This is a genomic window from Blastopirellula marina (genome assembly GCF_002967715.1).
Taxonomy (GTDB): domain Bacteria; phylum Planctomycetota; class Planctomycetia; order Pirellulales; family Pirellulaceae; genus Bremerella; species Bremerella marina_B.
Genome location: NZ_PUIA01000017.1, coordinates 378,112 through 404,359, shown reverse-complemented (window position 1 = coordinate 404,359; position 26,248 = coordinate 378,112). Strand labels below are relative to the sequence as shown.

The window sequence follows — 26,248 nt, the reverse complement described above, 5'->3', positions numbered from 1 at the left end:
AACGCGACACCCTGTAAGGCAGGCGGGGGATGCCAACGAATCATTCAGTATAGGCAGACAAGAGTTCGTTTACCGGCCCAATTGAGCTCATTCACGGAATTTCCCGCCCGGAGAGGGGCGAAAGTTATTTCGTGCCGGTTTCCAACTTTATGGCCACGGAATTACTGGTGGTATCTTCCCCGTTGCGCTTCGATTTTGCGACCAATTTCACGTTGGCCAGTTGGTTTGCTTGGATCCCACTGGGCAACACCACTTCCAGTTCGAAGTCGGTTTTATCGGCCTTAACCTCCACGGGTGCCGCTTTTGCTTCTTTCGGAAGTCCTTCGGCCACGATCGTCACGGCTTCGGTAAAGCCGCCAGCACGCGAGATCTTTCCTTTCAGACGTACGATCGACTCGCCGGTGAGCGCCAGGAAGAGGGGCGAACCCATCGTCATGCGAACCGCCTCGGTCGTCGCCGATCCTTTGACTTGCTTCTTGTCGTCGGAGAGAAGCTCTCCCTTCACGGCTACATCCCAGGCAATGTCTTTCAGCTCTTGAGGAACGGAGAGCGAAAGCTGCATTTCCGATTGGTCGGCCGCTAAGACTGGTTCGCCGTTAAGCTTGATCGCCTTGGTCATGTCGGGCTTCCCTTTGTCTTCGGGAATGACCTGCGAAGTGACGAGCGAGAATCGAACGGGGCCTGTCTGTCCTTCGCCGCGCTGCACCTTCACGGTTAGTGGTGTCGATTGGCCTAGACCCAGGGCGTTAGCTGCCGGCGTACTGGCGAAGGCCAACGTGAGTTGTGGTTTTTGAATGATGCCGATGCCGAGGTTTTCTTCAGAAGCCGCAACACCAAAGCCGGCTGCATCGCTGCCTATGGCGGCTGCGTGGCGAACGGTGTGCTCTTTCGCTTTGACTTCCCCTTCGACGCTGACAACCGCCGACTGCTTGGCATCTGCCGCCGCGGTGAAGGTAACAAGTGCTCGATCGGCACGTGCCGGAATCTCGTTGAGGGAAGCCGTCACACCGGCGGGAAGGTTAGGCAGGTTCAAGGCAATCGGTCCACCAAAGCCACGGCGCTGGGCAATGACTTCCATCACCGCGCTGCCGCCAGCGGGAATGTTGATCGCTGGGCTGGGGATGTGCAGGTGAAAGTCGGCATGATTTGCCGGCGTGACCGCGATGCGATACAGGTGCAACGGGCCGCCTGCCCGGGTGACATCGTGTACTGATACCTTCACCTGGTTGATGCCTTGGGGGACGTCGAACACGGCAGCGGGATCAGGCGTGTTGTTTTGGTCGTCGGAGCTGGCGAGCATGCCCCCATCCGGCTTGCGAATTTCGAGCACCGCATCGACCGGCGAGTTGAGCCGCTGGGCGAAGACCTCGGCGCGGTACTTGGTGCCTGGGGTGACATCGATGAGAAATGCATCGGTCTCCTTCGGTTCGGAAAGAACGCTGCTAATTCCGATCGGAGCGGCACCGGTCGTTGTTTCGCTTGGTTTGTCGCTAGCGGCGACGGTTACCTCGGGAATTTCGCTGGCATAGATCTTCGGTTGAGGACCACTGAACGGGCCTGATTCGCTTTTGCTTTGGAAGTCCTTGGCCATCTTCATTCCTGGCGATCCATCGCTTTGAATTTCCTGCTGGCTTAGTGCGAGCGGAAGTTGCAAATCCGCGTAGCTGAACTGTCCGACTTTCAACCGAAAGTGCCCTGGCGATCCTCCTTTGAAAAGGACGTCTTGCAGTTTGATCGTGTAGACGCCGTCGGCAGGCAGTTTGACTTCCACACGAGCATCGCCATGCAAGGTGACTTCGCGCGAGGAGTAAGCGAGTTGCGTGCCACGCTCGTCGATGATGCTGACCAGTGGCTGTAGCTTGCTGCCCATTCGCTGGGCTTCCACTTCAGCAATCACATGCTGGCCGGCTTTGCCGCTGAAGGAAGTTGAGAGCAATTGCGCGCCAGTGAGGTTACCGGTGAGCGCAATCGGGAGAGTGTCGATTTGTTCGCTGAATGGGGCCTCCGGTAGCTGGTCAATGCCTAGCGTAATCGGAACGCTGATTCCCGTCGTCGTGGCAACTCGCAGCTGGCCATGCATCGGCACGGCATCTTGAGGAAGTACGATCTCGAGTTCCAACTGCTGAGGATTTGACTCGGGCAAGACGCGAACGGCATCCGTCGGGAAGTTGAGCTTAACTTCCGGATTGGGACCAAGCTGTTTGCCACGCAGGGTCAAACGAGTTGTCTGGCCGATTGTCAGTCCGCGTAGCGAGACGCTATCGATTTGCGGGGCGGCAAGAACGTTGGAGGCAACACAGAAAGCGAGCGCGAGAGCAATCAGCACTGAAGAGCGCACCATCAGGTGGGTTCCTTGTCGTTTCGGCGAGACCGCTTGCGCGGCGGCATGTGGGGGCGGGATAAGGTTCGGATCTATTGTCCGAAACGGAACGACGGCGCGTCAAGGAAAAACGCTGCCGAAGTTCCGCGTATGCGAGATCAAGTTGTCTCGTCGGAAGTTGTTTCTAGTTGCTGAAAGGATCAGCAGCACCAAACGGATCGTCACTTGGCGTGGTCATTGGCTTCGCGGCCGGTGTTTGGTTTGCCGGAGCGGCAGCCGGTTTGGCGGCAGGAACGGCACCGAACGGATCGTTGGCAGCTGGAGCTGACGCGGCACCAAATGGATCGCCCGCAGGGGCTGCCATGGGGCTGGCCGGGGCAGGGTTCGTAGCCGAACCTGGGGCCGACGTTCCTCCGAACGGATCGGTGGTCATTTCGGGTTCGGTCGGATTCGGCATCGGTGCCGCACCGAACGGATCATCACTAGGTGCGGTCGTTGGAGCTGGAGCCGGTGCAGGAGCAGCACCGAACGGATCGTCACTAGGTTCGGTAGTCGGTGCTGGTGCCGGAGCGGCACCAAATGGATCGCCCGCAGGGGCTGCCATGGGGCTGGCCGGGGCAGGGTTCGTAGCCGAACCTGGGGCCGACGTTCCTCCGAACGGATCGGTGGTCATTTCGGGTTCGGTCGGATTCGGCATCGGTGCCGCACCGAACGGATCATCACTAGGTGCGGTCGTTGGAGCTGGAGCCGGTGCAGGAGCAGCACCGAACGGATCGTCACTAGGTTCGGTAGTCGGTGCTGGTGCCGGAGCGGCACCAAATGGATCGCCCGCAGGGGCTGCCATGGGGCTGGCCGGGGCAGGGTTCGTGGCCGAACCTGGAGCTGACGTTCCTCCGAACGGATCGGTGGTCATTTCGGGTTCGGTCGGATTCGGCATCGGTGCCGCACCGAACGGATCATCGCTAGGTTCGGTGGTTGGTGCTGGGGCCGGAGCGGCACCGAATGGGTCGTCCGCTGGAGCTGTCATTTCAGGCATTGGAGCTGGTGTCGCACCAAATGGATCATCACTTGGTTCGGTCGTCGGAGTTGGTGCCGGTGCTGCACCAAATGGATCGTCCGCTGGGGCGGCCATGGGGCTGGCAGGTGCTGGATTTGTAGCTGAGCCTGGAGGGGAAGTTCCACCGAAGGGATCTTCCGTCATTTCAGGCTCCGTTGGATTCGGCTGAACGATCGGATCTGGTGTCATCGGCGTGGTGGCGGCACTAGGTGAGCCGAATGGATCGGTCTCGTCCTGGGCAGGAACCGGAACAACTGGCGCTGTCGTTGCAGCACCCTGTTGGCGATTACGCAGCACTTGATCCTCTGCTCGCTGCAGGGCTTCGTAGCGTTGTCGTTCCAGATCTTTTTTCTTCAGGTAGACCTCGGTGCGGACCTTGTTGCGGTAGTCTTCCAGCATCAAGCGTTCCGAGCCTTGCACGCGTTCAAGCGCCTTGCCGACCGGATAAACCTGACTTTTGTCAAGTTCTAACTGGGCACCCTTGGTGAAGTCGGCTTTCGCTTCGTCTTCGTTGCCCAGCTTGTAGTTGGTCAGACCCAGGAAGTAGTAAGCACGCGGATCGGTGGTGCCTTCGGCGATGACGGCATCCAAGAGCTTCTCAGCTTCCAGGAAATCACCACGGTTGTAAGCATGCACACCGCGACCATACAAATCGATCAGAACGGTGTCTTGAGCCGCTGCCTCTTGGGTTGCGCCGGCAGTAAGAAGCAGACTTAGGCAGGACAGTAGCCCGCAGGCGATAACGTTCCTCGTCATCAATAATAACTCCCTGGTACCAATCGGTTGGCGGCGCTCGAGTGGCGCTAAGTTCATGAGATTTGTTGGGAAGTGGACGTGCTCGTGGGAAACTCGGATCTAACGGCTGTCGGCGAGTCGCGAGGAATCGCTGACAATCGGTGCTTCGTCCTTGAAGAGGAGCCCTTTACCACTCGAACGAGGGCATTCGGGCTACTAAATACCGTCCCTGGAAACAGAACCACGGTCACCGGTATCGTAGTTCGGCTGCTGACAGATTGCAAGTTTTGAACACTGACCCGCCCATTTGGGGTAAGTTGCCAAACGGTGGGGACTTGCGACAGCCATGGTCATGTTAAGATGACGACGCACTGTGCCGTAAGTGCCCTACTTACACTCTATCTCAAGGCAGCCCTTGTCATGGCGAAAAATGTCCTCGGAACCAACCTGCAAGAGTGCAGCCACGACCCCCTGACCGGCTTCTTTCGAGACGGATGCTGCCACACTGGGGCCGAAGACGTGGGGCTGCATATTGTCTGCAGCGAGATGACGGCCGAGTTCCTGGCGTTCTCGAAAAGTGTCGGGAACGACCTTTCGACCCCCCATCCCGAGTTCGGCTTTCCTGGCCTTAAACCGGGTAACCGCTGGTGTTTATGCGCTTTGCGGTGGAAGGAAGCCTTCGAAGCTGGGGTCGCGCCGGCGGTGGTTCTCGAGTCGACGCACATCTCGACGCTCGAATTCATCGACCTGGAAGACCTGCAAGAGCACGCCGTCGAACTGTAATTCACGCACTTTCTCGACGAAATTGCTTTCCAGATGGTCAGGCCCTGGTAAAGTTCATGAGGTGAACTCTTGTTACTTACCTAAAGGCAAACCCCGATGATGCGTTTGGCCGTTGCCCTAGTTTGCTTCGTAACTCTTTTTACCAGCTCTGCTTATGCCGAAAAGGCTGAGCGTGATTTGTCGGGCCGTTACCAGTGTGTCGGCACGTCGGACCAGGGGGGCAAATACACCGGCGAGGTTGTCATCAAGAAGGTAAACCAGGGCTATAAGATCGATTGGATCGTGGGCAAAACGAAGTACTCCGGTATCGGCTTCGTCGACGAAGATCGCTTCAGCGTAGCCTGGACTGTTCAGACCCCCAATGGAGTGGCCATCGGGGTGGTCTCCTACAAAATCAAAGAAAACGGGACTCTGCAGGGAAAGTGGACCGATCCCTCGCTGAGAGGAATCTACGACGAAACGTTGGTCCCCGTCTTCGAGAATCAATTGATCTAATTGCGCGTTACGCGCGGTGTTTACTGTTCCCGAGCTAGACGGATGGTCGGGGACTTCGGGGCGTGGACCTGTTGGTACCATTCTTTCCAGGCAGCCGGGTTGTAGCCGAAGTCTTGCCCATCGCAAAGCTCCCGCAGCGCTTGGTGCACGCCTTGGTTTTGCACACGGACAGTGTCGTACGCGTTGCGGCTTCGTCCGAGGAAATCTGACAGGGTCAGCATGCGGTAGGAAGCTTTGGGCCCTTCAATATCAAACCGCTTTTCCGGGGCTAAGGTCGTGTAGAAGTAGGTGTACCGCGACGAATGCGAGGCCAGGTGCTGCGTCTGGAGGGCACCGGCCAAGGGAAAGACGGCCGTCGGGTAATCGAGTTGAGCCAGGACATAGGCTGCCCGGTTCACGATGGTGTTGTCGTAGCTCTTCAAATGATTGGCAAAGTACTCAACCATCTGCGGGCTGCGCTGGGCCAATACTTCCTGCAGGCACTTCTCGCGGTAGGTGGGATTGTTCTGGTAGATGGCGTTCTCCATCAAGAAGGAACGAGCCGACGGATTGTTCATACGGCCGAGCGTTTCGAGATAAGCAAACGCGAGGTCTTGATCGAGCTCTTCTCCCAGTAGCTGAATTAAACCAGGGATGGCATCGGGGTCGTCGAGGGTCGCCAGATCAATTTGAATTTCGGGGGAGGAAGATCGACCCAGTTGTTGACGCCAGCGATGTAGACGAACCTTCCAGTCGATCAGCTTTTGCTTTTGTCGCTCTTGGGCAACTTGCAGGGCTGCCTGCTGCATGGTCATCCAGCGTCCTTCGTAGCGGATGTAACCACGCTGCGTCATGATCTCTTCGCGGCTGACCCATTGGCCATCGCGTCGTTCATAACCGAGTGCTTCGCGGGCGGGGAGGTAGTTCGGATCGAGCTCGAGAACTCGGCGTGCGTGCCGCTCGAAGGGAAGCTGCAACTCTTGATGCTGACACCACTTGGCCAGCTTCCACTGGTCGCCGATGGTATCGGCGAAGTTGGCCGCGTAGTCGAAGTATTCGTCTTCGGTCACCTTGGGAGCTTCGACCTGCTGTACCTGGTGGCTGGCCAGTACGACCGAGCCCACTCCTTCGACAACCAGCTCGACCTGACCACCGTCTGCGACTTCGGAATCTTGCCTGACCGAGGCTTCCAGTTGCCCCCCGTTAGCGAGCTGCACGACCTGAGCATCGGCGCATAGAGGCAGCGCGATTAGCCCTAGCAGACTCGCAATGATAGCACTCCCGCGCAAACAACCGTGCTCCGATGACAAGAAGGAAAACCCTCCTTCAAGATAGGCATTGATAGCACAAACGACAATGATTTCTCCACGAAATGATATGGATTCGCCCCGCTGGTTTCCGCTATGGTCTGCCACCCCGTCATGCGCGCGGGGGTGAAAACCAAGAGAAGAACCGGACGTTAGGAGGTTGGCGGTGAGAAGGACGAGTGCCTTGCTATTGGCTGTGATCGCTGGTGCCGGCGCTTGGTTCTTTTTCCAGAACTATCGCATCGAGGGGATCGACAACGTGGTGGTTGTCCCGCGCGATGCGACTGCGGCGAAGCCTGCCGCAACGGCTGCTGATCCGATGGTGGCCGTCCCGGCGATGGCGCGGAAGCAAGATTCGATTCGCGTTGCTTCGTTCAACATTCAGGTCTTCGGCACTGCCAAGATGGAAAAGCCGGACGTGATGGCGCGGCTTTGCGAGATCATTCGCCAGTTCGACGTCGTCGCCATTCAGGAAATCCGCTCGACCGATCAAAGCCTCATGCCGCGATTCGTCGAGATGATCAACTCGACCGGTCGGCACTACGACTTTGTCATCGGCCCGCGTCTGGGACGAACCGATAGCAAAGAGCAGTTCGCCTACATCTTTGATACGGCCAGCCTGCAGGTCGATCGGCAACAGGTTTACACCGTGGAAGATCCGCTCGATGTCTTGCACCGCGAACCACTGGTCGCGTGGTTTCGTGTACGAGGTCCTGATCCGAGCCAGGCATTCACCTTCACGCTGGTGAACGTGCATGTCGACCCCGACGAAGTGCAGCAAGAGATGGACGTGATGGACGATGTCTTTCGTGCGGTACGTGACGATGCTCGCGGCGAAGACGACGTGATCCTGCTGGGTGACTTCAACGCCAACGAATCGCAGTTCGGCCAGATCGCGACGATCCCTGGAATCACTTGGGCGATCAGCGGCATGAAGACCAATACGCGCGGCAGCGAGCTGTACGACAACCTCTTCATGCAGCGCAGCGCCACCAGCGAGTACACCGGCCGCAACGGCGTGTACGACTTCCTGCGGCAATTCAACCTGACGCTGGCCGAAGGACTGGAAGTGTCCGACCATCTACCGGTCTGGGCCGAGTTCAGCATCTACGAAGGGGGATCGCCTCGCGGACCTGTCGCGGCGGTGCCGGCGAATACGAAGTAGGCTTAGCGATTGCCAGGGTATAAGAACGGTTTGACTGCCAGGTAACCTAGTTCAACCACTCATCCCGAAACACGCGTAGCAGTTCATCACTCTCGGTTGCCTGGACTGCGGCTTCGGTTCGCTCGCGCAGATCGCCGATGGGGCCATTCAATCGCAATGCTTTCACGGAATCAGCCGCGGTGCGGATATCCCGCTTGTCGATCAATAACAACAGGAACTCTTGCGACTCGGTCGTTCGCAGCAGACCGATGCACAGGAGCAAGCTTTCGCGGACGCTGAGTTCGGAGCGGCGGCCCCACACGCTGCGGAGAATGTCGAAGGTGCCTGGCTGGCGAGTTTCACCCAGGGCCAAGGCCGTTTGCACGCACTGATCGGCATCAGGCGAAGTGAGGAACTGCTGCACGAACGCGAGCCCTTCTTCGCGATCCGATTTCAGCAAAGCCGAACAGCATTCGCCGTGGACCTCGGCCTGGCGGTCGCCGGTCAGGAGTTTCAAGCGAAGCAGGGGAGCCGCTGCGATCTGCCCGAGTGCCCCCAGTGCTTGTGCCGCCCCGAGCCGTGCATCGGGCCAGGCGTCGCACAGCAGCACGGCGCAGCGATTGAGGACTTCGATTTCAGGGGTGAAGTGAACCAGGCCGATCGCGCACACGCCGCGCAACTCGGCGGCTGTGTCGATCTCGCCTTTCCAGTGGGGTTCGAGCTGTCGGTACGTGATGCCGTCGCGAAAGACTTCCATGTCAGCGAGTTCCAGCTGCACGAGCGCTTTTATGATTGTCGTTTTGCCGAGACAGCCGGGGTCTTTCTTCAGCGGGTTCCGCTTAAGCCGCCAATACGCTTTCACGAGGTCGGCAGTCAGCGAAACGAGTTCCGCGTCGGCGATCATTTCGGCGGCTCGCTGCACGATGCGATTGGAGGAGTGCGTCAGGGCCGCCTTGAGCGTCTTCGCGGCGACTTCCGTTTTGCGCGAGGCGTCGCTACGGTCCAGGCTGCGGAGCTCGTCTGCGATGGGGTCTTCGGTCATGTTAGCGCTGGCCGTAAAGTTCCTGGAACCGCCGCTCGTCTGCATCGGCATCGCTGTTGCGGTTGTTGAGTCGGTAAGCTTCTGCCCGGAATTTATAGGCGTAGGCGAGCGCCGTATCGAAGTAATCCTTGGCGTCGGAATCGCCGCCTGGGTTTTCCTTTTTCAGAAGACCAATCGCGACGGTGAAGTCATCGATGGCCGCGTCGACCGAGTGCTGCTCTAAATGGATTTCGCCACGAACGGTATAGGGATGAAACTCGTTGGGGTAATCGTGGATCACTTGGTCGAGCCCTCCCAGTGCCTGATCGGTATGTCCCATCTTACTAAGAATCTGGCAACGCGTTGTCTGGTACGGTTCGTCATCGGGGGAGGCCTCGATCGCCTGTTCGTAATCGGCCAGGGCCTTGGGTAAGAGGTCGTCTCGTTCCGCTTCTTTCGCCCAGGCAAACAGCACGTCGCCGCGATGGGTGTAATTGAATTCGCTCGGGTCGAGCTCGATGACCTTCGTGAGATCGGCGACAGCGTCTTCATATCTTTCGAGATACTCGTAGACGCCTGAGCGTCCTTCGTAGGCATCGACCGATGGCTCGTCGCGTAGCAGCTGCGTGTAAAGATCGATCGCTTCCTGAAACTGATCGCTGAAGAAGAGCTGGCGTGCCTTCTCGAGCAGAGGGGCCTGGCTGTGGGGATTGGCTTTTTGCGCGGCTTCCATGGCGGTCTCGCGAATCGTGGGATCGTCCGAGAGTTCGCCGAGGTGAAGGATGGCCTGGGCGTCGGCTGGATTCAGCTTCAAGGCCTGCATGTAATGATGCGAAGCCTCGGCGCGATGCAGTTCCGCTTCGTCGTGCAATCCCTTGTACTCGCAAAGGGACATCAGCCCTCGCACGCGATTACCCAGTTCGCGGTACTTCTCGGCGATCTGCAGGTCGGTGCGTGCTTTGGCGAAGACCTTCTCAGCGGAAAGCTTTCCTGTTCCTTCGAAGCTTAGGGGAACGCCGATCGCTTCGGCCAGCCGCCGGCCGGCGTTTGCCAAAACGACAGCGGCTTCGCTGGCAGACTGCGTGCGACTACGTGTGCGGAAGAGTGCCCGGGGCTTTTCATCGGAGTGAAGATCCAAGAGGGCATAGTGCTCGCCAGCCAAGTTTTCTTCACGCTCGACACGAATGACAAGCTTCTCGATCTTCGAGAACGGAATCCGGGCCAGGCTGGTCTTGGTTTTCCAGGTGAAGTCTTCCCGATTCCAGTCCATTTGCCACCAGCGGCTGCCGGAGCCAGCCACGAAAACTAGGTACAGCAGCGTCAGGATCAAGGCGATGATCGTAGCGGCATAGAATGCATATCGCAGCAAGATGCTCCAGTCGTTCGCGTTGACGCTGGCAAACACGCCCACTCCGACAAGCACCAGCGAAGGGAGCAGCAGTACCAGCGAGCAGCCAACCGGCAGCACGGTGAAGACATCCCACAAGGAAAGCCCGACGTACTCGACCGCTACGCGTTTGCCGAGCTGCCAATCTTTGACCGACTCCTGGACCTCCATGTAGTCGACTTCCGGCACGTCGAGCATGATATGTTCGTACTTCATGCGAAGCCTTCCTTCGGTGCTGAAGGGAACCGAGCGGCGGAACGGGCATCCGCACTATCGCGCGTCGTCGAATTCGATCTTCAAGTCGAAGTACTCGCTGGACCCTTGGCTTTGGATTCCGCCTCCTTCGATGGAGAGAAAACGCTGGTCATTCTGCTTGGGGTGTGACTGGGCGATCTGCTGGCCATCGATCCAGAGGGTGGCCGTATCTCCCTTCACCTGAACTTTGATGGCGTATTCGCGGTCGAACTCGAACGGTAGGAACTCACCCTCCGCTTTTGAGCCATGCAGGAAGAAGCGGGGCTGGCGTCCTTCGTAGCCAAAGTGAAACGAGCCAAAGCGAACACGCGGGTTCGTGTCGCCGTGTACTTTTAGTTTGCACGAGAAGGTGAAGTCATTCGGGTAGGTGCCGGGGAAGTTGATACGAGAATTGCCGCTGCCGATGATCGAGCGGCCCTGCTGTTTCCAGTCGCCGCGACCGATCTCCCAGTTCTTCAGCTGGTTGATCTGCTGCGTCATCTTCGCCGCGGCTGACTTCACGCTCGCTTCCATGTTCTTCTCATTCTTGCCCGGAAGGTCTTTCACTTTCCAGATGCGGGTGGTGTCGCCACCGGTGGAGACGAGCAGTTGACCATTAGCGGAAACATTGAGCGCACGCACGGTCTCGTTATGCCCTGTGAGCCGGGTGATCGGCTTGCCGTCGATGGTCCAGAGGCCGATCTCTTTGCCTTGGGTAGCCGCGATTACCTTGCCTTCGCTCAAGATGCCTATTGCACCAGGATTTATGCCGCCAATTTCCGAGGTGGGCGCGGTAGGGAAACGCTTAGCTGCTTCACCACTTTCCAGGTTCCAAATCACAACGTCGGCCTTCTCGCCCAGCGTGACCAGCGATTTATCGTCAGGAAGGAGTGCCATGGCGCGCACGTTGCGATCGTGGGCCTGAAACTTCTTGAGCTGTTTGCCGTCGTCCGCGTTCCAGATGCATACGTTTCCGTCCCCGTAGCCGCCGCTGGAAAGGATTTGATTGTCGCGCCAGATCAGTCCGGAGACGTATTCGTTATGGCCACCGTTGAGCCGTTTGACATTCGTGCGATTGCTAATCTCGGTCACGATGATGTCACCGTTATTCAGGCCGATCGCAATTGACTTGTTGTCAGACGAGAGGGCCATCTGCACGAACGTCGGTTCGCGATCCATTTGCGCGAACTCGCCTGGCTTGATCTCGGAGATCGGGTGTCCTTGTCCGTTCCAGAAGACGATCCAGTCTCCCAGCGTGACGACGGCTTTTCCATTGGGAAGCCAGGCAGCCATGCTGGGATAGCTTTTGTGTTTCTCGAAATTGGCGACGCGCAGACCGGTGAAGGGATTCACGAAGCGGAGTTTTTCGTCTCCGCAGATCGCAAGAGTCTTTCCGTCGGGCGACAGTACCGGCATGTCGCGGCCATAGGTGCGATGTAGAACCAACACGCCGTTATCGTTGGTGACTTCTTCCTGCGCCCTGGCGACTGCGGGAAATAGTAGTATGAGAAGCAGGACGATCCGTGTGCCAGGCATTAGGCATTTCCCAGTGGGCGACGAGAGTTACTGAAGAGACTACCGGTCAGCTTACCTTGCCCGGCGACGACATGCTACGATTTCTTGTTGCGCTGGACGTGCTCAGGGTTGAGCACCGGCGATCTCGATTCCAGGGCTTGTTCGATGAGCTTCGCGGCCATTTCCAGGCCATCGTAGCTGGCAAGGTTCTGTGCGAACTGATCCGCTTTTTGTTGAAATGAATTGTCGCTCAGCATGCGATCGAGCTCGGCTCGCAGGCGAGCGGTGGTGACTTGCCGAACAGGGATCACGCGGCCATTGCCCAGGTACTCGGCCCGCTTGGCCACGCCAGGCTGATCGTTGGTAACCGGCAGACAGAGCATCGGAATACCGTGCGATAGGCACTCGAGGGCCGTGTTCATACCGGCATGCGTGATAACCATCCGGGCCTTTTCCAGCAGACGAAGCTGAGGGGCTGTCTCAACGACCAGCACGTTATCGGGGATAGGACCAGGGACATCGACCTGGCCGCCCCCTTTGCTGAGAACGATTTGCATCGGCAGGTCACGCACGGCTTCGATGATGTTTCCAAAGACGTGGCTAACGGCGTTCTGCAGGGTCCCCATCGAGGCATAGATCAGCGGCCGCCCATCGAGCCAGTCCCAGGGGAATTCGATCGTTGTGTCGTCTCGCTCGGAGCGGTGCCAGGGGCCGGTATAGTGGAGCCGCTCGGGGTACTTCGTGCGAGGGTATTCAAAAAAGGCCGGTTGCTGGGCAAGGTGCAGCAGGGCCTGGTCATTCCCCCGAATCAGCTTCAGCGGATCGACACCTACTTTCTTTTCGGCAGCCAACAGGCGATACGCCCACAGCACCAGGTGCTTAGCGACTTCGTTTCGCACGCGGCCGTATAGGTCGGTACGGTAGTCCCATGGCAGTGGTGGTGGCGGCATAAACGGATCCCAGTAAACGGCCAACGCGTTGCACGCCACCGTGTAAGGAATCGCAGCCGATTCGGCTTCCAGTGCGGCGGCCGGTGAGACTTGATCGATCACCAGACCATCGCAGGGGAACTCGTCGAATGCCTGGCCGATGTACTGCCGGACGATCTTCGATTGGATGCCGAAGATCTTGCCGGTTGTCATCATCCCTTGTATGCCGGATGTCTTACCGAGGTCGCGAAAGGTTTGCTCCAGGCGATCGTTCAGCAGGTCGTCGGGGCCTAGGGCATAGAACGGGAGGCCGCTGCGCTGGACGATGCTCTCGGCCATCTGGCACCCCAGGAAGGTGACCTCGTGGCCACGACGCTGTAGCTCGCAGCCGAGCGTGGTCATGGGGTTCAGGTGGCCGGGAACCTCGGGACAGTGCAGGCCGATCTTCATGGCTTGAGCTGTGTCCTGACTTTCGACATCAACTCGGCAATGTTCCGGGGGTTCTGTCCGAGGTCTCCCTTGCCGACACGCGATTGGCTGGTGGCTGTGATTTGAATGCCGTCGTCGACGTCGTTGAGGTAGACGATAATATCATCGGTGAACTGGAAGAGCTTGGTCTTGCGGGTTGCTTTGATGATGGTGCGTTTGCCTTCGGTACTGATACTTTCGATGTTCCAGTTTTCAAGGTGTACGATTGCATTGGTAACCAGCGATGTGGCCTGGTTGCGGTCGCCAGGGATTGTCAGCGGTTGCAGCAATGGGTTGGGGTTGCTTTGCGTGGTTTCGGCATGATTGGTGGAAAGGTCACGAGACCAATCATCGACGTATACCGAGAGCACAACGATCGGCGCGATGACCAAGACCGCCAAGATACCCAGTATCACGAACAGCCAGATCATGCGTCGATCCTTCTGCGGAGCTTGCGTTTCCGCCGCTCGTTTCTTCTTCTTGTTTTTCTTTCGTACCAAGAGTTACTCCCCAGCGTCTGAATCCCAGGGATTTTCCCAATCGCCCCAGCCTTCTAAGTAAGTCTGATAGATGGGCGTTTCGTTGGCTCGGTCTTCGAGCCAGGTCTTGGTTTGGTGAATCAATTCCTGCTCGCGGTCGAGCGTGATCTTCCCGAGCATCACGCAGCAGCGGAGGAAGACAAAGTAGGTGTCGAGCACGTCGCAGCGGCAGTACTCGTTGATCTCTTCGAGCCTTCCTTCGTGATACAGGTCTTGCACCATGTGCCCTTCAATCTCCATCTTGCCAGGCTTGCCCAGCAAGTTCGCGGCCAGGTTCAAGCCACCTGTGAAGCGGCTGGCCCCATAATTGGTCAGCACATCGTACAGGTCGAAGTGGGAATCGTTGTTGTAGCGATAACGCGATTGCTCGAAGTTCTTGGCGTTCAAGTTGAACCAATCCGGCACGCTCAACCCGAAACGAAATGCGGCCAATTCCATGAGCGGAATATCGAATGCGCGGCCATTGAAGGTCACGAATGTCGGCCGGCGGTATGCTTTCCAGCCACGCCAGAAGTGATCGGTAATGATCGGCGGGCGAAACTTGGGGGCGTCCAGTACCACCTGATCGATCAGGTTCAACTCGATGTCGAGCTTGGCGATCGCTACCGAAACAGGCATCTGGTAGGTATAGGGGATGAAGTCACTTCCTTTTTCTTCGAGCAACTCGGCACGAAAGCGATTGACGGCTTCTTCAGGCGAGAGCCCCTCGTCCGGATATTTCAACCGAGAAACGAGGTTGCCGTCGGCGACCGATTCCACATCGAACACCAAATACCGAACCGCCGCTTCCGCCATTGCGTTATCCTTCCCCAAAGAACTAGCTGAAATGCCTTGCTCAGACCACCAACGTATCACAACGCCTGGGGAATAACGACGGAGGGTGTCGAATTCTGCCCGGTTTCACTAAGCTGGAGGGAACTGACTATGCTTCCTTCGAAGGAACCTCCATGAGCCGCGAACGTTTACTCCAGCGATTTCTCAAATACACCCAGATCGACACGACCGCAGGTCACCCCGGCGGTAAGTACCCCAGCAGCGATGGGCAGTTGGTGCTCGGCAAATTGTTAACCGACGAACTCCTGCAGATGGGGGTTGTCGACGCGGTACAAGACGAACACGGCCTGGTATACGGAACGGTTCAAGGAAAGGTGATGGACTGCCCTGTGGTGGCACTTAATTCCCACGTCGATACTTCGCCTGAAACGACTGGGAAAAACGTCAAGCCACAGGTCATCGAGGACTACTCCGGCGGCGACATTCCCTTGCCAGGCGATCCGTCGAAGGTGATCACCGTTCGCGAAAACCCCGAACTCAACGATCTGCACGGCTGCACGCTGATCACCACCGATGGCACAACGCTATTGGGTGGAGACGATAAGGCAGGCATCGCGGTCATCATGGAAGTCGCCCAGCGAGTGCTGGAAAGGAAGGGGCCTGAAATCGGGACGCTCAAGATTCTGTTTACTTGCGACGAAGAAATCGGCCACGGGGTCGATCACGTCGATCTTGCGAAACTAGGGGCCGATGTGTGCTATACGCTCGATGGCCCAGGCGCGAACGAGTTGAACGAAGAGACGTTTTCCGCCGACCTGGCTACAGTGACCGTGAAGGGAGTGAACATTCATCCCTCGATCGGCAAAGGACGCATGGTCAACGCGATACGCGCCGCAGGTGCATTGGTCGCCAAGTTGCCCACCGATCGGCTTTCGCCAGAAACGACGGACCAGCGCGATGGCTTTATCCATCCTTATATCGTCGAGGGAGGTGTCGCGGAAACGACTGTCCAGTGCCTGCTTCGCAGCTTCGATACCGACGAACTAGAAGCCCAGGCCCAGCTAATCCGCGATCTGGCGAAAGAGGTCGAAGGAGATTTTCCCGGGTGCGAGATCAAGGTGACCATCACACAGCAGTATCGGAATTTGCGAGACGGCCTGGAAAAGGAACCTCGCGCCGTGCCGATTGCCGAAAAGGCCCATCGTGCGCTGGAACGTCCTTGCAACAAACGCGTCATTCGAGGTGGGACCGATGGTTCGCAGCTGACAGCGATGGGATTGCCGACACCAAATCTATCGACCGGGCAGCACAACCCTCACTCGCCCTTGGAATGGGCCTGTTTGGATGAAATGGAACAAGCGGTTGAGTTGGTTCTGAAGATGTTAGAGCTGTGGGCGAGCGAGCCGCGAACCACCTAAAATACGGTCATGTAGCACGTTTTGAAGCCTGCGAACCACCATTACCTTGTGTAATTGCTTGAACTTTTTATGTTCTGGCAATAACATAACAAAACTAATAGTTATTGATTGTTCTTTCCCTCCCCTTCTCGGCGTAAGATCCCCCTCCACTGCATCGCCGAGATTACATTTTTCTTGGTCGGCCGTTGGTTTGCTGGCCTCTCTCACCCCACACGTTTTTCATCCGGCTCTACTTATGCTTCGTTCCTTTCCGATTCTGAATTACTCAGTGTTCAGTCGTCCTCAAGCAAGCGTCACGGTTCGTAAATTGGGTTTTACGTTGGTGGAACTGCTGGTCGTTATAGCCATTATCGGGGTCTTAATTGCGCTACTGCTGCCAGCTGTGCAGCAGGCTCGTGAGGCTGCCCGGCGTATGCAGTGTTCCAACAATCTAAAACAGTTGGGATTAGCTTTACATAACTATCATGACACGTACGGCAGCTTTGTTCCCCGGGCCACAGGGACCACAAGCGGATCGACTCAGAACAATGGTCGCTTGAACGGTCTGATTCCACTGCTGCCGTTTGTTGAACAGAACGCGATGTTCGATCGCATTGCTGCGGGCGACGCCTCGAAGCCGCCGTATGGTGGCAACACATGGGAATCTTGGGGGCCTTGGAATGTGTGTCCCGAAATGTATCGTTGCCCTTCTGACAGCTACTCCGGAACGCTCACCAACCACTTCAACTATCGATTCAGCTTAGGCGATTCGATGGGCAACACCCGCGACGCAACGAAGGTTCGAGGCTTGTTTGCCAAACGCGACGGGACATCGTTCCGCGACATCACTGACGGAACCAGCAATACCATTGCCATGAGCGAACGAAACGTAAACGAATACAGTCTAGGCGCACGTTCCGGTCAGATCCGCGTTACTGAAGGGGTTGTCACCGGCGTAAGTGATTTGACGACAAGTCCGATCAACTGCCTAGCAGAAGCAAGTGGTCGCTTCTACCTGGACGCAAGTGCCGTGAAAGGGCGCGGCGGTTGGTGGTTTGCTGATGGTCAGACCGAGCGAGCTGGCTTTATGACGGTGCTGCCTCCCAACTCGCCCAGTTGCGTCGAGGGGAACAACGGTAGCGGCGACAGCGTCACTTCGTTGATCGCTCCGACGAGTAATCATCCAGGTGGCGTATTAACGTTGCGTGCCGACGGGTCGACTCACTTTGTTCCAGACACAATCGATACCGGCAACCTAAGTTCCGCTGAGAATTCGAATAGTCTCAGCCCATACGGCGTTTGGGGTGCTTTGGGAAGTAAAGCCGGTGGCGAAGTAAACATCGGCTCGTAAGACCAAGCTGCGTTCTTCCGGCATCCTGTCGGGATTGTCGAGGCTTACCGGTCCCAACGCTGGCGGGCCTCTTGAACTTACGTGATCTACTTTCGAATGAGCGAGATGTTTCTATGTCTTTTCCCACAGGGCATGCCCGATCGTGGCAATGGGTTTGGTTGATGCTTGGTGTATTGGCCTGGGGTGGGTGTTCCTCGAATGGCCTGCCCAGCGACGCGGCGTCGGTTGAGGGAACGGTGACGATGCAAGGCGCGAAGGTGGTGGACGCGGTCGTCGTGTTTCGCTCCGATTCCGGCGACGCAGCGGTTGGTAAAACGAATGAAGAAGGGAAGTTTCAGCTGAGTTCTGCCAGCATTCCTGGCGGAACGCGGCCAGGGCATTACCAGGTGACGATTGTCAAACGAGAGCCTCTGACGGAGACCGCCAGCACCGAGGAAGACCCAAATTACAATCCGAACCAGCGAAGTGCGCCGTCGAAGCCTCGCGGCCATCTACTTCCTGAAAAGTATAGCCGGCCAAATACCAGTGAACTGAAAGCCGATATCGTTGCAGGCAAGAATACGATCGACTTCGAACTGACTCCCTGAGTTCTTCCGCAGGGGGCTTGGCCGTTTGAGACTTGCTCATGTGTCTCGTGCAGCGGCATGGTTCTGGACGCAGCCTGATGCATTCGTGCCTCTATCATGTTTCCGCTCGGGCGAATGCTAGCTGCTAGCCTGGCCTCTGTGCATCTTTCTGCCAGCGGCATCGTCGGTTTTGAGGCAAAACAGGTAAACTTGTGACCGCATTTGGTCCGAATTATTCCAACGTGAGCCCGGCCAATCTAGCCCTACCTAGCGTACCTTGGTCTTCCCCCTGAGTGTCAGGCCGCGGCAGAAGGATAAGTTTCTGTGCTGAAAGTCTCGATCGTCATTCCGAGCGTTGACAACGCTCACCGACTGGAAACAACCTTGATCTCGCTGCTGGAGAATCGTCCCAGCTACTGTGAGATTGTTGTGCCTCATTCTGGTTACTACGACGACCCTTACAATATTGCTGAAGAAGTCCGCCTGATTGAAGTTCCTGCGGCTCGCAGTGAAGTCGAACTGCTGGCGGTGGCTTGGTCGATGTGCAACGCTCCGATCGTTCATACGCTGGCCGCTGGTGCCACTGTAGACGCAGGCTGGCTGGAAGATGCTCTGGCATGCTTTCAGCAGACGGAAGTCATGGCGGTTGCCCCGCAGGTGTACTTCTCGGACGGTAACGAGCCTGTGCATGGCGTGCTGGCGGATGATTTCGGGATGCGTGCCGCCGGCTCGGTTGACAGCATGCAAGCACCGATGCTGCAGGCAGCTTTCTACCGCTATTCACTGCTAGCAGCGGTAGGTGGTTTCTGCACACGGATGGAGCAATACGCCGACCTCGATATCGGTCTTTGGATTGCCGAAGCCGGTGGTATGTGCGAAGTGGCAGCCGGGGCGCACGTTTATTTGAACGAACCGAACCAACTGGGCCGCGTAACTTCCGACCGGATTCGCCTGGCAAAGACACTTCAGTTGCGGCATCAAGAGTGGTTCGGTTCTCGCGGCAAGCATGGCGGGAAGTTAGGCTGGCTCTCGCGTAGCGTAGGAAGTGGCTCTATTTCGACGATGATGTCTGCTCTTACGGTGAAAGCGGATACGAAGGCCGCCCTGCATCGCCTGCCAGATTTGGATGACATACGAGCCGTGGTCGAAGGACGCGATCAAACCTTCCGGTTCGATCCACGCAATGATCATCCCGGCCCCAGATTGCATCGCAACGCGGCCTGAGTAGGCCGGTAGGCGTGGCATGCAATGGGATAGCCACGAAGCCTAGCCGATGGCACAAAAAAACGCGTCCAGGAACTCTGGACGCGTTTTTGTTTTTCGTCATGCCAAGCCGGCAAGTTACACGCTGGCAACTTCCGATTCTTCAACATCGGCTTCGTCTTCTTCGCTCTTCACGGCGTAGAAGAGGTCTCTCGTTGCGGTCAGCAACTGGCGTGCTTCCCCTTCGCCGGGCTTTTCTTCGACCTTGCGGCAAAGCGATTCGAGGATCGCACGGCCTTCGGGCCAGCGGACGGCCATGATCTTCTGGCAGTCTTCCAGCAGTTGGTAGATGCGAGCTCGGGTGACACCCAAGTTACGGGCCTGCATGCGAACGCTCTGCGGAGCCGATTCGATGCCCAGACGACCAGCGGCCAGGTCATAAACCGTTTGACCGGCGTCGGTCAAAATCTGCTGCAGCAGCGGGCGGGTCAGGCGATCCATCACTTCACTGCGGCTTAAAGGCGTTTCGCTGATCAGGCGATCCAGTCCCCAAGTTTCAAGGACAGGAACCATCTTGGGACGCAGAGCGATCGCCAAATGTGGTTGGCCTTGGGCTAGGTCGAGCGTTTCGTGAACGCGATAGAAGACTTCGAGCACGACTCGGACTCGCTTCTCGCCATGGGTCTTCAAGCGGCGAATTTCGGCCAGGCTGTGCCCCATGTAGAATTCGAGCGGCGTGTTCCAGATGACGGTCGGCAGATCGGTCAGTGTCGGAGCAAGACGGCCAAGGCGCTCGTTGCCGAGGTTGTGACGGCGAACCGTTTCTCGCCAGCGAAGCCACAAAACTTCCGAAACGAGGGAAGGATCGAACTTGCCATCAGCGTCCAGAGGGCTCTTCGTCGAGAAGTTGTCGTCAGCTGGGGCTTCCTTGGCAGCGGCCAGGGATGGCTCGAAGCCGGCGTCTTCCTTGGTTGCTCGATTCAACAGCGTGACCAGCGAGCTGATCTTCTTCTGACCGATACCTGGGGTCGCCGAGAGTTCGTCGAACGGAGTTGCCAGTAAGTCGCCGATCGTGCGGCCGAGAAATGCCAGTGGCAAGCGGCGATCGTTAGGGAGCGCCCAGTAAGCGAGCGGTTTGTCTAAACGATCAGAGTACTTCTTATCTTCGAGAAGCCGTTGTTTGACCTCATCGAAACTGTTGATCAGCTGAAAGTCTTCCGCCGATGTAATCTTGTTAAAACGCATGGGTAAAGCCTCTTCTAAAGTTTTCCAAGCAACTTGGGTCTAGTTGGGCTGGCACCTTAGGGGTAGTGCCGTTGATCTTAGATGCAGGAGGAGTTCCGGGTTCTCCTGTTTAAAGATATCCCGTGAAATGAAATTGTAACTTCTCTCGAAAGAATTTCGCTACCTAAGAAACTTATTATTTCGAGAATTGGCAAAAAGACAACATTTTTTGAGTGCGGCAGTCCGTAGGTGGCTAACTATTAACCACAAAACATAGCTTATGAACGTAAGCCGAGACAAGTAAAAAGGTTACGAGGATACTTTGTAATTACGAAAAAAGAAGTAATTAAATATTGAAACCCCGGCAGGGCGAAAGGGTTTCTGTAAAATATCTCCATTCAAGTGAAAAATATCTATGGGCACTTTGTGACCATCTTTTTGTAAGGCAAGACATACCCAAATTTAAACTCGATCTATGGCATAAAATTTCGCGCAGCTACCACGATCTCGGACAATTGAAAAAGTCGTTACAATTGGCCACATGACCTCGCAGCATGAATTTCGGGTTCTCGTAATCGGTGCCGGACCGTCCGGTTTGGTTGCGCTAAAAAACCTCCGACAGATCGGAATCGACACTGTTGCGGTTGACCGCAATGTAGGCATCGGCGGCAATTGGGATATCCGATCGCCCCATAGCAGCGTCTACGAATCGACACATTTGATCTCTTCGAAGGGGATGACACAGTTCTTCGATTGCCCGATGCCAGAGGAATACCCAGAGTATCCAAGCCATCGGGAAGTGCTGGCATATCTACACTTTTACGCAGAACGCTTCGAATTGGATCGCTATGTTCGGAAAAATACTTCGGTAGTTTCCCTAAAAAAAGGAGACTCCTCGTGGCAGATCGAACTGCGAGAAGAAGGAAGTTCCCAGAGCACGACCGAATCTTTCGCTGCCGTCGTGATTGCCAACGGACACCATGCTGAGCCGATGATGCCGACCATTGCCGGGCAATTTGCCGGTGAGTCGCTGCACGCCCATAGCTACAAGCACCATCGCCAACTTGAAGGGAAGCGGGTTCTCGTTGTCGGAGCCGGTAACAGTGGTTGCGATATTGCGGTCGAGGCCGCCATTCATGGCCAGTCCGCGGCGATCAGCATGCGGCGCGGTTACCATTTCTTTCCGAAATTCATTCGCGGGAAGCCTGCCGATGTGGTTGGAGATCGCGTTCGCCGCTGGCCGATCCCGCGGGCCTGGCAGCAACGGCTTTCACAGTTTGTGGTTGATTGGACGATCGGAAAGCCCCAACGGTACGGATTGCCCAAGCCAGAGCATGGGTTGTTCGATGCCCACCCGATTATCAATTCGCAGCTTCCTTACTATGCAGGGCATGGGAAGCTAAAGGTCTTTCCCGACGTGCGCAGCTGGGATGGAGAGTCGATTGAGTTCACCGATGGTCGTCGTGAGGCGTTCGACATGGTTGTGTTTGCGACGGGCTATCAGCTGGTGTTTCCGTTTATTGAGGATGACCTGCTCAACTCGCATAACGGCGTCCCCAAACTTTACTTGCATGCGTTTCATCCGACCGACGATACGCTCTTTGTCGCCGGCATGATTCAGCCCAACAGTGGTCAGTGGCAATTGACCGATTTGCAAACGCAAATCATTGCCCGCTTTCTGAAAGCGAAGCAGGAAGGACGCGAGGTCGCCCAGCGGTTTCGCGAGCAGAAACAAGCTGGTGGAATCGGATTGAGTTCGCGCGATCACTTCCTGGCGACGACCCGGCATCAGTTGGAAGTCGATTACTTCGACTACCGTAGAACGCTGACGAAGATCGTGCGTCAATTCGATTAGCTGGCGGATCGGCGCGTGCGTTTCACCTTCGTTCGGTCTAAAATGCCATTCTTCGATGGCACTCGCCGAGACTCTACTTCTGGACACTCCTATGATGATTCAACGCACTTTACTGCTTGCGCTAACGGCTATCTGCCTGACCGGCTTTGCAAACCTGCTTCATGCCGAAGAAACCAAACGCCCGAATATCTTGTTTGCCTTTGCCGACGACTGGGGCAAACAGGCCAGTATCTATGGAGAGCTTGAGCCGGGCGGCATCAACGACGTCGTGAAGACTCCGAATTTCGACGCGTTGGCCAAGCGCGGTGTTCTGTTTAAGAACGCGTTTGTGAATGCTCCGTCATGCACGCCTTGCCGGAGCTCGCTTCTTTCGGGCCAATATTTCTGGCGAACGGGGCGAGGGGCCATTCTGCAAGGTGCTGTTTGGGATCCAGCGATCCCTAGCTATCCGCTGCTGTTGAAAGACAGTGGTTACCATATCGGCGAAACGTACAAAGTGTGGAGCCCTGGTACGCCGGTCGATGCACCGTACGGCGGTGGCAAGTTCGCCTATGAGAAGTCCGGCGGAGCGTTCAATCAGTTCTCGCAGCGGGCAACAGCGTTGATATCGAAAGGGAAGTCGGCCGATGAAGCGAAAGAAGAACTTTATCAGCAGGTGCGAGGTAACTTTGCCAGCTTCCTGAACGATCGTGAAGACGGGCAACCATTCTGTTATTGGTTCGGTCCAACCAACGTGCATCGCAAATGGATCGCTGGCAGTGGCAAGCAGTTGTGGGGAATCAATCCCGACGACTTGAAAGGAAAGATGCCCGAGTTTCTGCCAGATGTGCCGGTCGTTCGCCAAGACCTGGCCGATTACCTGGGTGAAATTCAGGCGTTTGATACGGCGTTAGGTATTTTGATTGAGCAGCTAAAAGAAGCAGGCGAGCTCGATAACACGCTGATAGTTGTCAGTGGTGATCACGGCCCGCCTGGGTTCCCGCAAGGAAAGTGCAATCTGTACGACTTCGGCACGCACGTCTCGTTGGCCGTGGCTGGCCCAGGCGTAAGCGGTGGCCGCGTGGTCGATGACTTCACCATTTTGCCCGATCTGGCTCCGACGTTTCTGGAAGCTGGCGGCCAGAAGATTCCCGCCGTAATGACCGCCAAAAGCTTGTGGCCTGTGCTGAAGTCGGACCAGGCAGGTCTCGTCGATCCGACGCGCACCGCGGCGTTTACCGGACGCGAACGTCACGTTGAGATGGCTCGCGAAGGGCACCTGCCGTATCCGATGCGTGGCATTCAAACGGCCGAGTATCAGTTGATCATCAACTTCGAGCCAGATCGCTGGCCGATGGGAGCTCCTTACAATCTGAGCGGCGATAACCCGCCCACGCTCGACGAACTAGTCAACAAGACGTTCGTGACCTTCCCGGATGACGACGCTGGTCCGACCAAGGCTTTCATGGTCATGCACCGGACCGATCCGGAAGTGAAACCGATTTTCGATCGCTGCTTCGGGAAGCGTTCGGCGGTGGAACTATACGATCTGAAGAACGACCCGGATCAGATGATCAACATCGCCGACGATCCGAAGTATGAGAAGGTCAAAGAAGAACTGACCGCTCGGCTCATGGAAGAATTGAAGACCAGCGGCGATCCTCGCCTGGTGGATAACGGAAAGTTCTTCGAGACGCCCCCGCTGGCCGGCCCACTGACAGGCGACGGGCCAAAGCCGAATCGGAAGCGGTAATCGCTAACGCAAAAAAGCCAGGAGCGGTTCACTCCTGGCTTTTTTGATGGTTTCGTCTGAGGAAGCAAGCGTCTTATTTGCCCGCTTCGATCTGGGCCAGCAGTTTCTTCAGTTCCTCGAACTTCTCGGGGTTCTGCTTGGCGACGTCGTGCTCTTCGCCGGCGTCTTGCGAAAGGTTGTACAGCGTGTAGTCCTGGTTCTTGTTCTTGCCTTGGCGAACCAGCTTCCACTCTCCCTTTCGCAGGCCGATGCCGCGGGGAGATTCTTCGACCACGTAGTCGCGCCCCTTGGCACTCGCTTCACCCAGCAGGGTTGCTTCCAGCGGCTCGCTGTCAGGCAGTGCCCCAGCAGGAACTTTCTGACCGACGATTTCAGCGAAGGTCGCACCCAGGTCGGTGGTGGTGATCAGCTTGTCGGACGTTTGTCCTGGCTTCACCACGGCGGGCCATTTGACGATGAACGGGGTGCGGCAGCCACCTTCAAACGGTGTGTACTTACCGCCACGGTAAGGACCGGCCGGCAAATGGTCGCCGAGCTTTTCGACGGCACCATCTTTGTAGCCGTCGTCCAGTACGGGGCCGTTGTCGCTGCAGAAGACGATCAGGGTGTTATCGGTCAACTTCAGCTCGTCAAGCGTCTTCACGATTTCACCGACGCACCAGTCGAGCTGGACGATGGCATCGCCACGCAGGCCCAGGGGCGTTTTACCCTGGAAGCGTTCGTGTGGCATTCGTGGCACGTGCAGGTCATGCGAAGCGAAGAACAGGAAGAAAGGTTCGTCCTTGTTCGCGCGGATCCACTCGTTCGACTTCTTGACCCATTCGTCGGCCAGGTCTTCGTCGCGCCAGCGAGCCGCATGACCACCAGTGAAGAAGCCGATACGCCCGATGCCGTTATGAATGGTGTTATTGTGTCCGTGGCTCCAGTCGAGTTTCAGCGTGTCGCGGGCCGTCACGCCGGTAGGTTGATCGTTGGGGTTCTTGTTACCAACCCACAGCGGATCGCTCGGATCGAGATCACGCACGCGATGGTTTTCAACATAGACGCTGGGTACGCGGTCATTCGTGGTTGGCAGCAGGAAGCAGTAGTCGAAGCCCAGTTCCAGCGGGCCTGGCTTTAGGTCGCCATTCCAATCAGGACCTTCTCCTTCGCCTAAACCCAGGTGCCACTTGCCGACGACGGCCGTCTTGTAGCCAGCTTCTTGCAGGACTTCAGGCGTTGTCTTGGTGCCTGGCTTGATGATCGAAGTCGCATTCGGCGGAGCGATGCCGGTGCCGGCCTGGCGGAAGGCATACATGCCGGTCAGAAATGCAAACCGGGTAGGCGTGCAGGTCGAGGTCGAGCAGTAGCCGCTGGTGAATCGTAGACCGTCGCTGGCCAACGCATCGATATGGGGCGTAGGCACGGCTTTGGCACCATAACAACCGACATCGCCGTAGCCGAGGTCATCGGCCATGATGACGATGATATTGGGCTTCTTGGTTTCCGCCGAGGCAAACGAGGTCAGCACAAAGGCCACCAGCAGAGCGGCCCAAACCGGGACGAAAGACTTCATGAGCAAGATTCTTCCAACGGGAGTGAAAAGGTTATCTGAGAACGGAAGCACGGAGAACTATTTTAGTCACAACTCACGCGAGATATCTAATCAACCACTCCGCGAGCGGGGGAAACAGTGCTTCCAGGGGATATCTGGTGGTAGTTTTCAGCCACAATAGCTGTTGTCTGACGGACAAAAATTTTCCGGTTGAAAGTCGAAATATTACTTTGCCAAACGACTATCGGTTGTCGGTCACCACCTGCTGCGTGGCAGCTATCGTTCCTCTCGGAGAGTTTTGAACTATGAAGTACATCCTGCTCATGTACCACACGGAAGGGGTTTTTACGCAAGAGGAGTTACCCAAAGAGATGCAATATGCGATTGGGCTGTGCGAAGAGCTGGTCGCCAAAGGGCAGTTTGTGGGGGCTTCGCCATTGCAGACGATCAGTACGGCGACCAGCCTGACGGCTAAATCGGGGCGCACCGAAGTCCGTGACGGGCCCTTTACTGAAACCAAGGAACAGTTAGGTGGCTATGTGATTGTCGACGTGCCGAACCTGGACGAGGCGATTGCCATTGCCGAAAAGTTTCCGGCTGCCAAGCGAGGGACCGTCGAGATCCGGCCGCTGTTTCCGTTGGCAGGCATCCCCGTTTCATGATGGCAGAGTTATAGACGACCATGCCCACGTGCAACGA

General features: G+C 56.8%; 21 protein-coding genes. 10 read left to right on the top strand and 11 right to left on the bottom strand.

Going from position 1 to position 26,248, the window contains the following annotated elements; genetic code table 11:
- Positions 1 to 124 precede the first annotated feature (124 nt).
- Entirely contained in the window at positions 125 to 2,341 is a 2,217-nt protein-coding gene (locus tag C5Y96_RS07600; protein WP_105351575.1) for a hypothetical protein, read from the bottom strand.
- Positions 2,342 to 2,504: 163 nt separating this feature from the next.
- Complete coding sequence (locus C5Y96_RS07595; RefSeq protein ID WP_105351573.1) at positions 2,505 to 4,133, bottom strand: tetratricopeptide repeat protein; 1,629 nt, start codon at positions 4,131 to 4,133, stop codon at positions 2,505 to 2,507.
- A gap of 399 nt (positions 4,134 to 4,532) precedes the next feature.
- On the opposite strand from C5Y96_RS07595, the gene C5Y96_RS07590 reads away from it, so the two are divergent.
- Both C5Y96_RS07590 and C5Y96_RS07585 read left to right on the top strand, forming a co-directional pair.
- Positions 4,533 to 4,895, top strand: coding sequence for a DUF2237 family protein (locus C5Y96_RS07590; RefSeq protein ID WP_105351570.1), 363 nt, complete (start codon positions 4,533 to 4,535; stop codon positions 4,893 to 4,895).
- A gap of 96 nt (positions 4,896 to 4,991) precedes the next feature.
- Positions 4,992 to 5,390: a hypothetical protein gene (locus C5Y96_RS07585; RefSeq protein WP_105351568.1), complete on the top strand. Its 399-nt coding sequence runs from the start codon at positions 4,992 to 4,994 to the stop codon at positions 5,388 to 5,390.
- A gap of 20 nt (positions 5,391 to 5,410) precedes the next feature.
- Here C5Y96_RS07585 and C5Y96_RS07580 read toward each other — a convergent pair whose 3' ends face one another.
- Positions 5,411 to 6,679 carry a HEAT repeat domain-containing protein gene (locus tag C5Y96_RS07580; protein ID WP_146115558.1) on the bottom strand — a complete coding sequence of 423 codons (1,269 nt, stop codon included), beginning with the start codon at positions 6,677 to 6,679 and terminating at the stop codon, positions 5,411 to 5,413.
- 163 nt (positions 6,680 to 6,842) lie between these two features.
- Here C5Y96_RS07580 and C5Y96_RS07575 point away from each other — a divergent pair, with 163 nt between their 5' ends.
- The gene (locus C5Y96_RS07575; RefSeq protein WP_233198861.1) at positions 6,843 to 7,841 is read left to right on the top strand and encodes an endonuclease/exonuclease/phosphatase family protein; all 999 of its coding nucleotides are present in this window, start codon (positions 6,843 to 6,845) and stop codon (positions 7,839 to 7,841) included.
- 46 nt (positions 7,842 to 7,887) lie between these two features.
- On the opposite strand, the gene C5Y96_RS07570 is transcribed toward C5Y96_RS07575, so the two are convergent.
- The 6 genes from C5Y96_RS07570 to C5Y96_RS07545 form a co-directional block, all read right to left on the bottom strand.
- Positions 7,888 to 8,862 carry a HEAT repeat domain-containing protein gene (locus C5Y96_RS07570; RefSeq protein WP_105351564.1) on the bottom strand — a complete coding sequence of 325 codons (975 nt, stop codon included), beginning with the start codon at positions 8,860 to 8,862 and terminating at the stop codon, positions 7,888 to 7,890.
- A gap of 1 nt (position 8,863) precedes the next feature.
- Positions 8,864 to 10,444, bottom strand: coding sequence for a tetratricopeptide repeat protein (locus C5Y96_RS07565; RefSeq protein ID WP_105351563.1), 1,581 nt, complete (start codon positions 10,442 to 10,444; stop codon positions 8,864 to 8,866).
- A 54-nt stretch (positions 10,445 to 10,498) separates the two neighbouring features.
- Positions 10,499 to 11,998 (bottom strand): WD40 repeat domain-containing protein, encoded by a 1,500-nt coding sequence (locus C5Y96_RS07560; RefSeq protein WP_105351562.1) that lies wholly within the window; start codon positions 11,996 to 11,998, stop codon positions 10,499 to 10,501.
- A 74-nt stretch (positions 11,999 to 12,072) separates the two neighbouring features.
- Complete coding sequence (locus tag C5Y96_RS07555) at positions 12,073 to 13,356, bottom strand: glycosyltransferase (protein WP_105351561.1); 1,284 nt, start codon at positions 13,354 to 13,356, stop codon at positions 12,073 to 12,075.
- Positions 13,353 to 13,874 (bottom strand): DUF1499 domain-containing protein, encoded by a 522-nt coding sequence (locus C5Y96_RS07550; protein WP_105351559.1) that lies wholly within the window; start codon positions 13,872 to 13,874, stop codon positions 13,353 to 13,355. Before C5Y96_RS07550 ends, C5Y96_RS07555 begins: the two co-directional genes overlap by 4 nt.
- Positions 13,875 to 13,877: 3 nt before the next feature.
- The gene (locus tag C5Y96_RS07545; protein ID WP_105351557.1) at positions 13,878 to 14,708 is read right to left on the bottom strand and encodes a 3'-5' exonuclease; all 831 of its coding nucleotides are present in this window, start codon (positions 14,706 to 14,708) and stop codon (positions 13,878 to 13,880) included.
- Positions 14,709 to 14,860: 152 nt separating this feature from the next.
- On the opposite strand from C5Y96_RS07545, the gene pepT reads away from it, so the two are divergent.
- The 4 genes from pepT (at position 14,861) to C5Y96_RS07525 (ending at position 19,225) form a co-directional block, all read left to right on the top strand.
- Positions 14,861 to 16,105, top strand: a complete 1,245-nt coding sequence (pepT, locus tag C5Y96_RS07540; protein WP_105351555.1) for a peptidase T — start codon at positions 14,861 to 14,863, stop codon at positions 16,103 to 16,105.
- A gap of 235 nt (positions 16,106 to 16,340) precedes the next feature.
- A complete protein-coding gene (locus C5Y96_RS07535; protein WP_105351554.1) occupies positions 16,341 to 17,435 on the top strand; it encodes a DUF1559 domain-containing protein in 1,095 nt (364 codons plus the stop codon).
- A 113-nt stretch (positions 17,436 to 17,548) separates the two neighbouring features.
- Complete coding sequence (locus C5Y96_RS07530; RefSeq protein WP_105351552.1) at positions 17,549 to 18,022, top strand: carboxypeptidase-like regulatory domain-containing protein; 474 nt, start codon at positions 17,549 to 17,551, stop codon at positions 18,020 to 18,022.
- A 303-nt stretch (positions 18,023 to 18,325) separates the two neighbouring features.
- Entirely contained in the window at positions 18,326 to 19,225 is a 900-nt protein-coding gene (locus C5Y96_RS07525) for a glycosyltransferase (RefSeq protein WP_105351550.1), read from the top strand.
- Positions 19,226 to 19,342: 117 nt separating this feature from the next.
- On the opposite strand, the gene C5Y96_RS07520 is transcribed toward C5Y96_RS07525, so the two are convergent.
- On the bottom strand, positions 19,343 to 20,449 hold the full coding sequence (locus tag C5Y96_RS07520) for a hypothetical protein (RefSeq protein ID WP_105351548.1): 1,107 nt from the start codon (positions 20,447 to 20,449) through the stop codon (positions 19,343 to 19,345).
- A 520-nt stretch (positions 20,450 to 20,969) separates the two neighbouring features.
- Between C5Y96_RS07520 and C5Y96_RS07515 the strand changes: the two genes are divergently transcribed.
- Entirely contained in the window at positions 20,970 to 22,283 is a 1,314-nt protein-coding gene (locus C5Y96_RS07515) for a flavin-containing monooxygenase (protein ID WP_105351546.1), read from the top strand.
- Between the two features lie 91 nt (positions 22,284 to 22,374).
- Positions 22,375 to 24,015 carry a sulfatase gene (locus tag C5Y96_RS07510; RefSeq protein ID WP_105351544.1) on the top strand — a complete coding sequence of 547 codons (1,641 nt, stop codon included), beginning with the start codon at positions 22,375 to 22,377 and terminating at the stop codon, positions 24,013 to 24,015.
- Positions 24,016 to 24,088: 73 nt separating this feature from the next.
- Here C5Y96_RS07510 and C5Y96_RS07505 read toward each other — a convergent pair whose 3' ends face one another.
- Positions 24,089 to 25,570: a sulfatase family protein gene (locus C5Y96_RS07505; RefSeq protein WP_105351542.1), complete on the bottom strand. Its 1,482-nt coding sequence runs from the start codon at positions 25,568 to 25,570 to the stop codon at positions 24,089 to 24,091.
- Positions 25,571 to 25,854: 284 nt separating this feature from the next.
- On the opposite strand from C5Y96_RS07505, the gene C5Y96_RS07500 reads away from it, so the two are divergent.
- Positions 25,855 to 26,211, top strand: coding sequence for a YciI family protein (locus tag C5Y96_RS07500; RefSeq protein ID WP_105351540.1), 357 nt, complete (start codon positions 25,855 to 25,857; stop codon positions 26,209 to 26,211).
- Positions 26,212 to 26,248: the final 37 nt, after the last annotated feature.

Coding starts and splice junctions, on each gene's coding strand:
- C5Y96_RS07515 (WP_105351546.1), top strand. CDS start 20,970: ATGACCTCGCAGCATGAATTTCGGGTTCTCGTAATCGGTGCCGGACCG.
- C5Y96_RS07600 (WP_105351575.1), bottom strand. CDS start 2,341: ATGGTGCGCTCTTCAGTGCTGATTGCTCTCGCGCTCGCTTTCTGTGTT.
- pepT (WP_105351555.1), top strand. CDS start 14,861: ATGAGCCGCGAACGTTTACTCCAGCGATTTCTCAAATACACCCAGATC.
- C5Y96_RS07595 (WP_105351573.1), bottom strand. CDS start 4,133: ATGACGAGGAACGTTATCGCCTGCGGGCTACTGTCCTGCCTAAGTCTG.
- C5Y96_RS07520 (WP_105351548.1), bottom strand. CDS start 20,449: ATGCGTTTTAACAAGATTACATCGGCGGAAGACTTTCAGCTGATCAAC.
- C5Y96_RS07535 (WP_105351554.1), top strand. CDS start 16,341: ATGCTTCGTTCCTTTCCGATTCTGAATTACTCAGTGTTCAGTCGTCCT.
- C5Y96_RS07565 (WP_105351563.1), bottom strand. CDS start 10,444: ATGAAGTACGAACATATCATGCTCGACGTGCCGGAAGTCGACTACATG.
- C5Y96_RS07500 (WP_105351540.1), top strand. CDS start 25,855: ATGAAGTACATCCTGCTCATGTACCACACGGAAGGGGTTTTTACGCAA.
- C5Y96_RS07510 (WP_105351544.1), top strand. CDS start 22,375: ATGATGATTCAACGCACTTTACTGCTTGCGCTAACGGCTATCTGCCTG.
- C5Y96_RS07530 (WP_105351552.1), top strand. CDS start 17,549: ATGTCTTTTCCCACAGGGCATGCCCGATCGTGGCAATGGGTTTGGTTG.
- C5Y96_RS07560 (WP_105351562.1), bottom strand. CDS start 11,998: ATGCCTGGCACACGGATCGTCCTGCTTCTCATACTACTATTTCCCGCA.
- C5Y96_RS07545 (WP_105351557.1), bottom strand. CDS start 14,708: ATGGCGGAAGCGGCGGTTCGGTATTTGGTGTTCGATGTGGAATCGGTC.
- C5Y96_RS07555 (WP_105351561.1), bottom strand. CDS start 13,356: ATGAAGATCGGCCTGCACTGTCCCGAGGTTCCCGGCCACCTGAACCCC.
- C5Y96_RS07505 (WP_105351542.1), bottom strand. CDS start 25,570: ATGAAGTCTTTCGTCCCGGTTTGGGCCGCTCTGCTGGTGGCCTTTGTG.
- C5Y96_RS07585 (WP_105351568.1), top strand. CDS start 4,992: ATGATGCGTTTGGCCGTTGCCCTAGTTTGCTTCGTAACTCTTTTTACC.
- C5Y96_RS07570 (WP_105351564.1), bottom strand. CDS start 8,862: ATGACCGAAGACCCCATCGCAGACGAGCTCCGCAGCCTGGACCGTAGC.
- C5Y96_RS07590 (WP_105351570.1), top strand. CDS start 4,533: ATGGCGAAAAATGTCCTCGGAACCAACCTGCAAGAGTGCAGCCACGAC.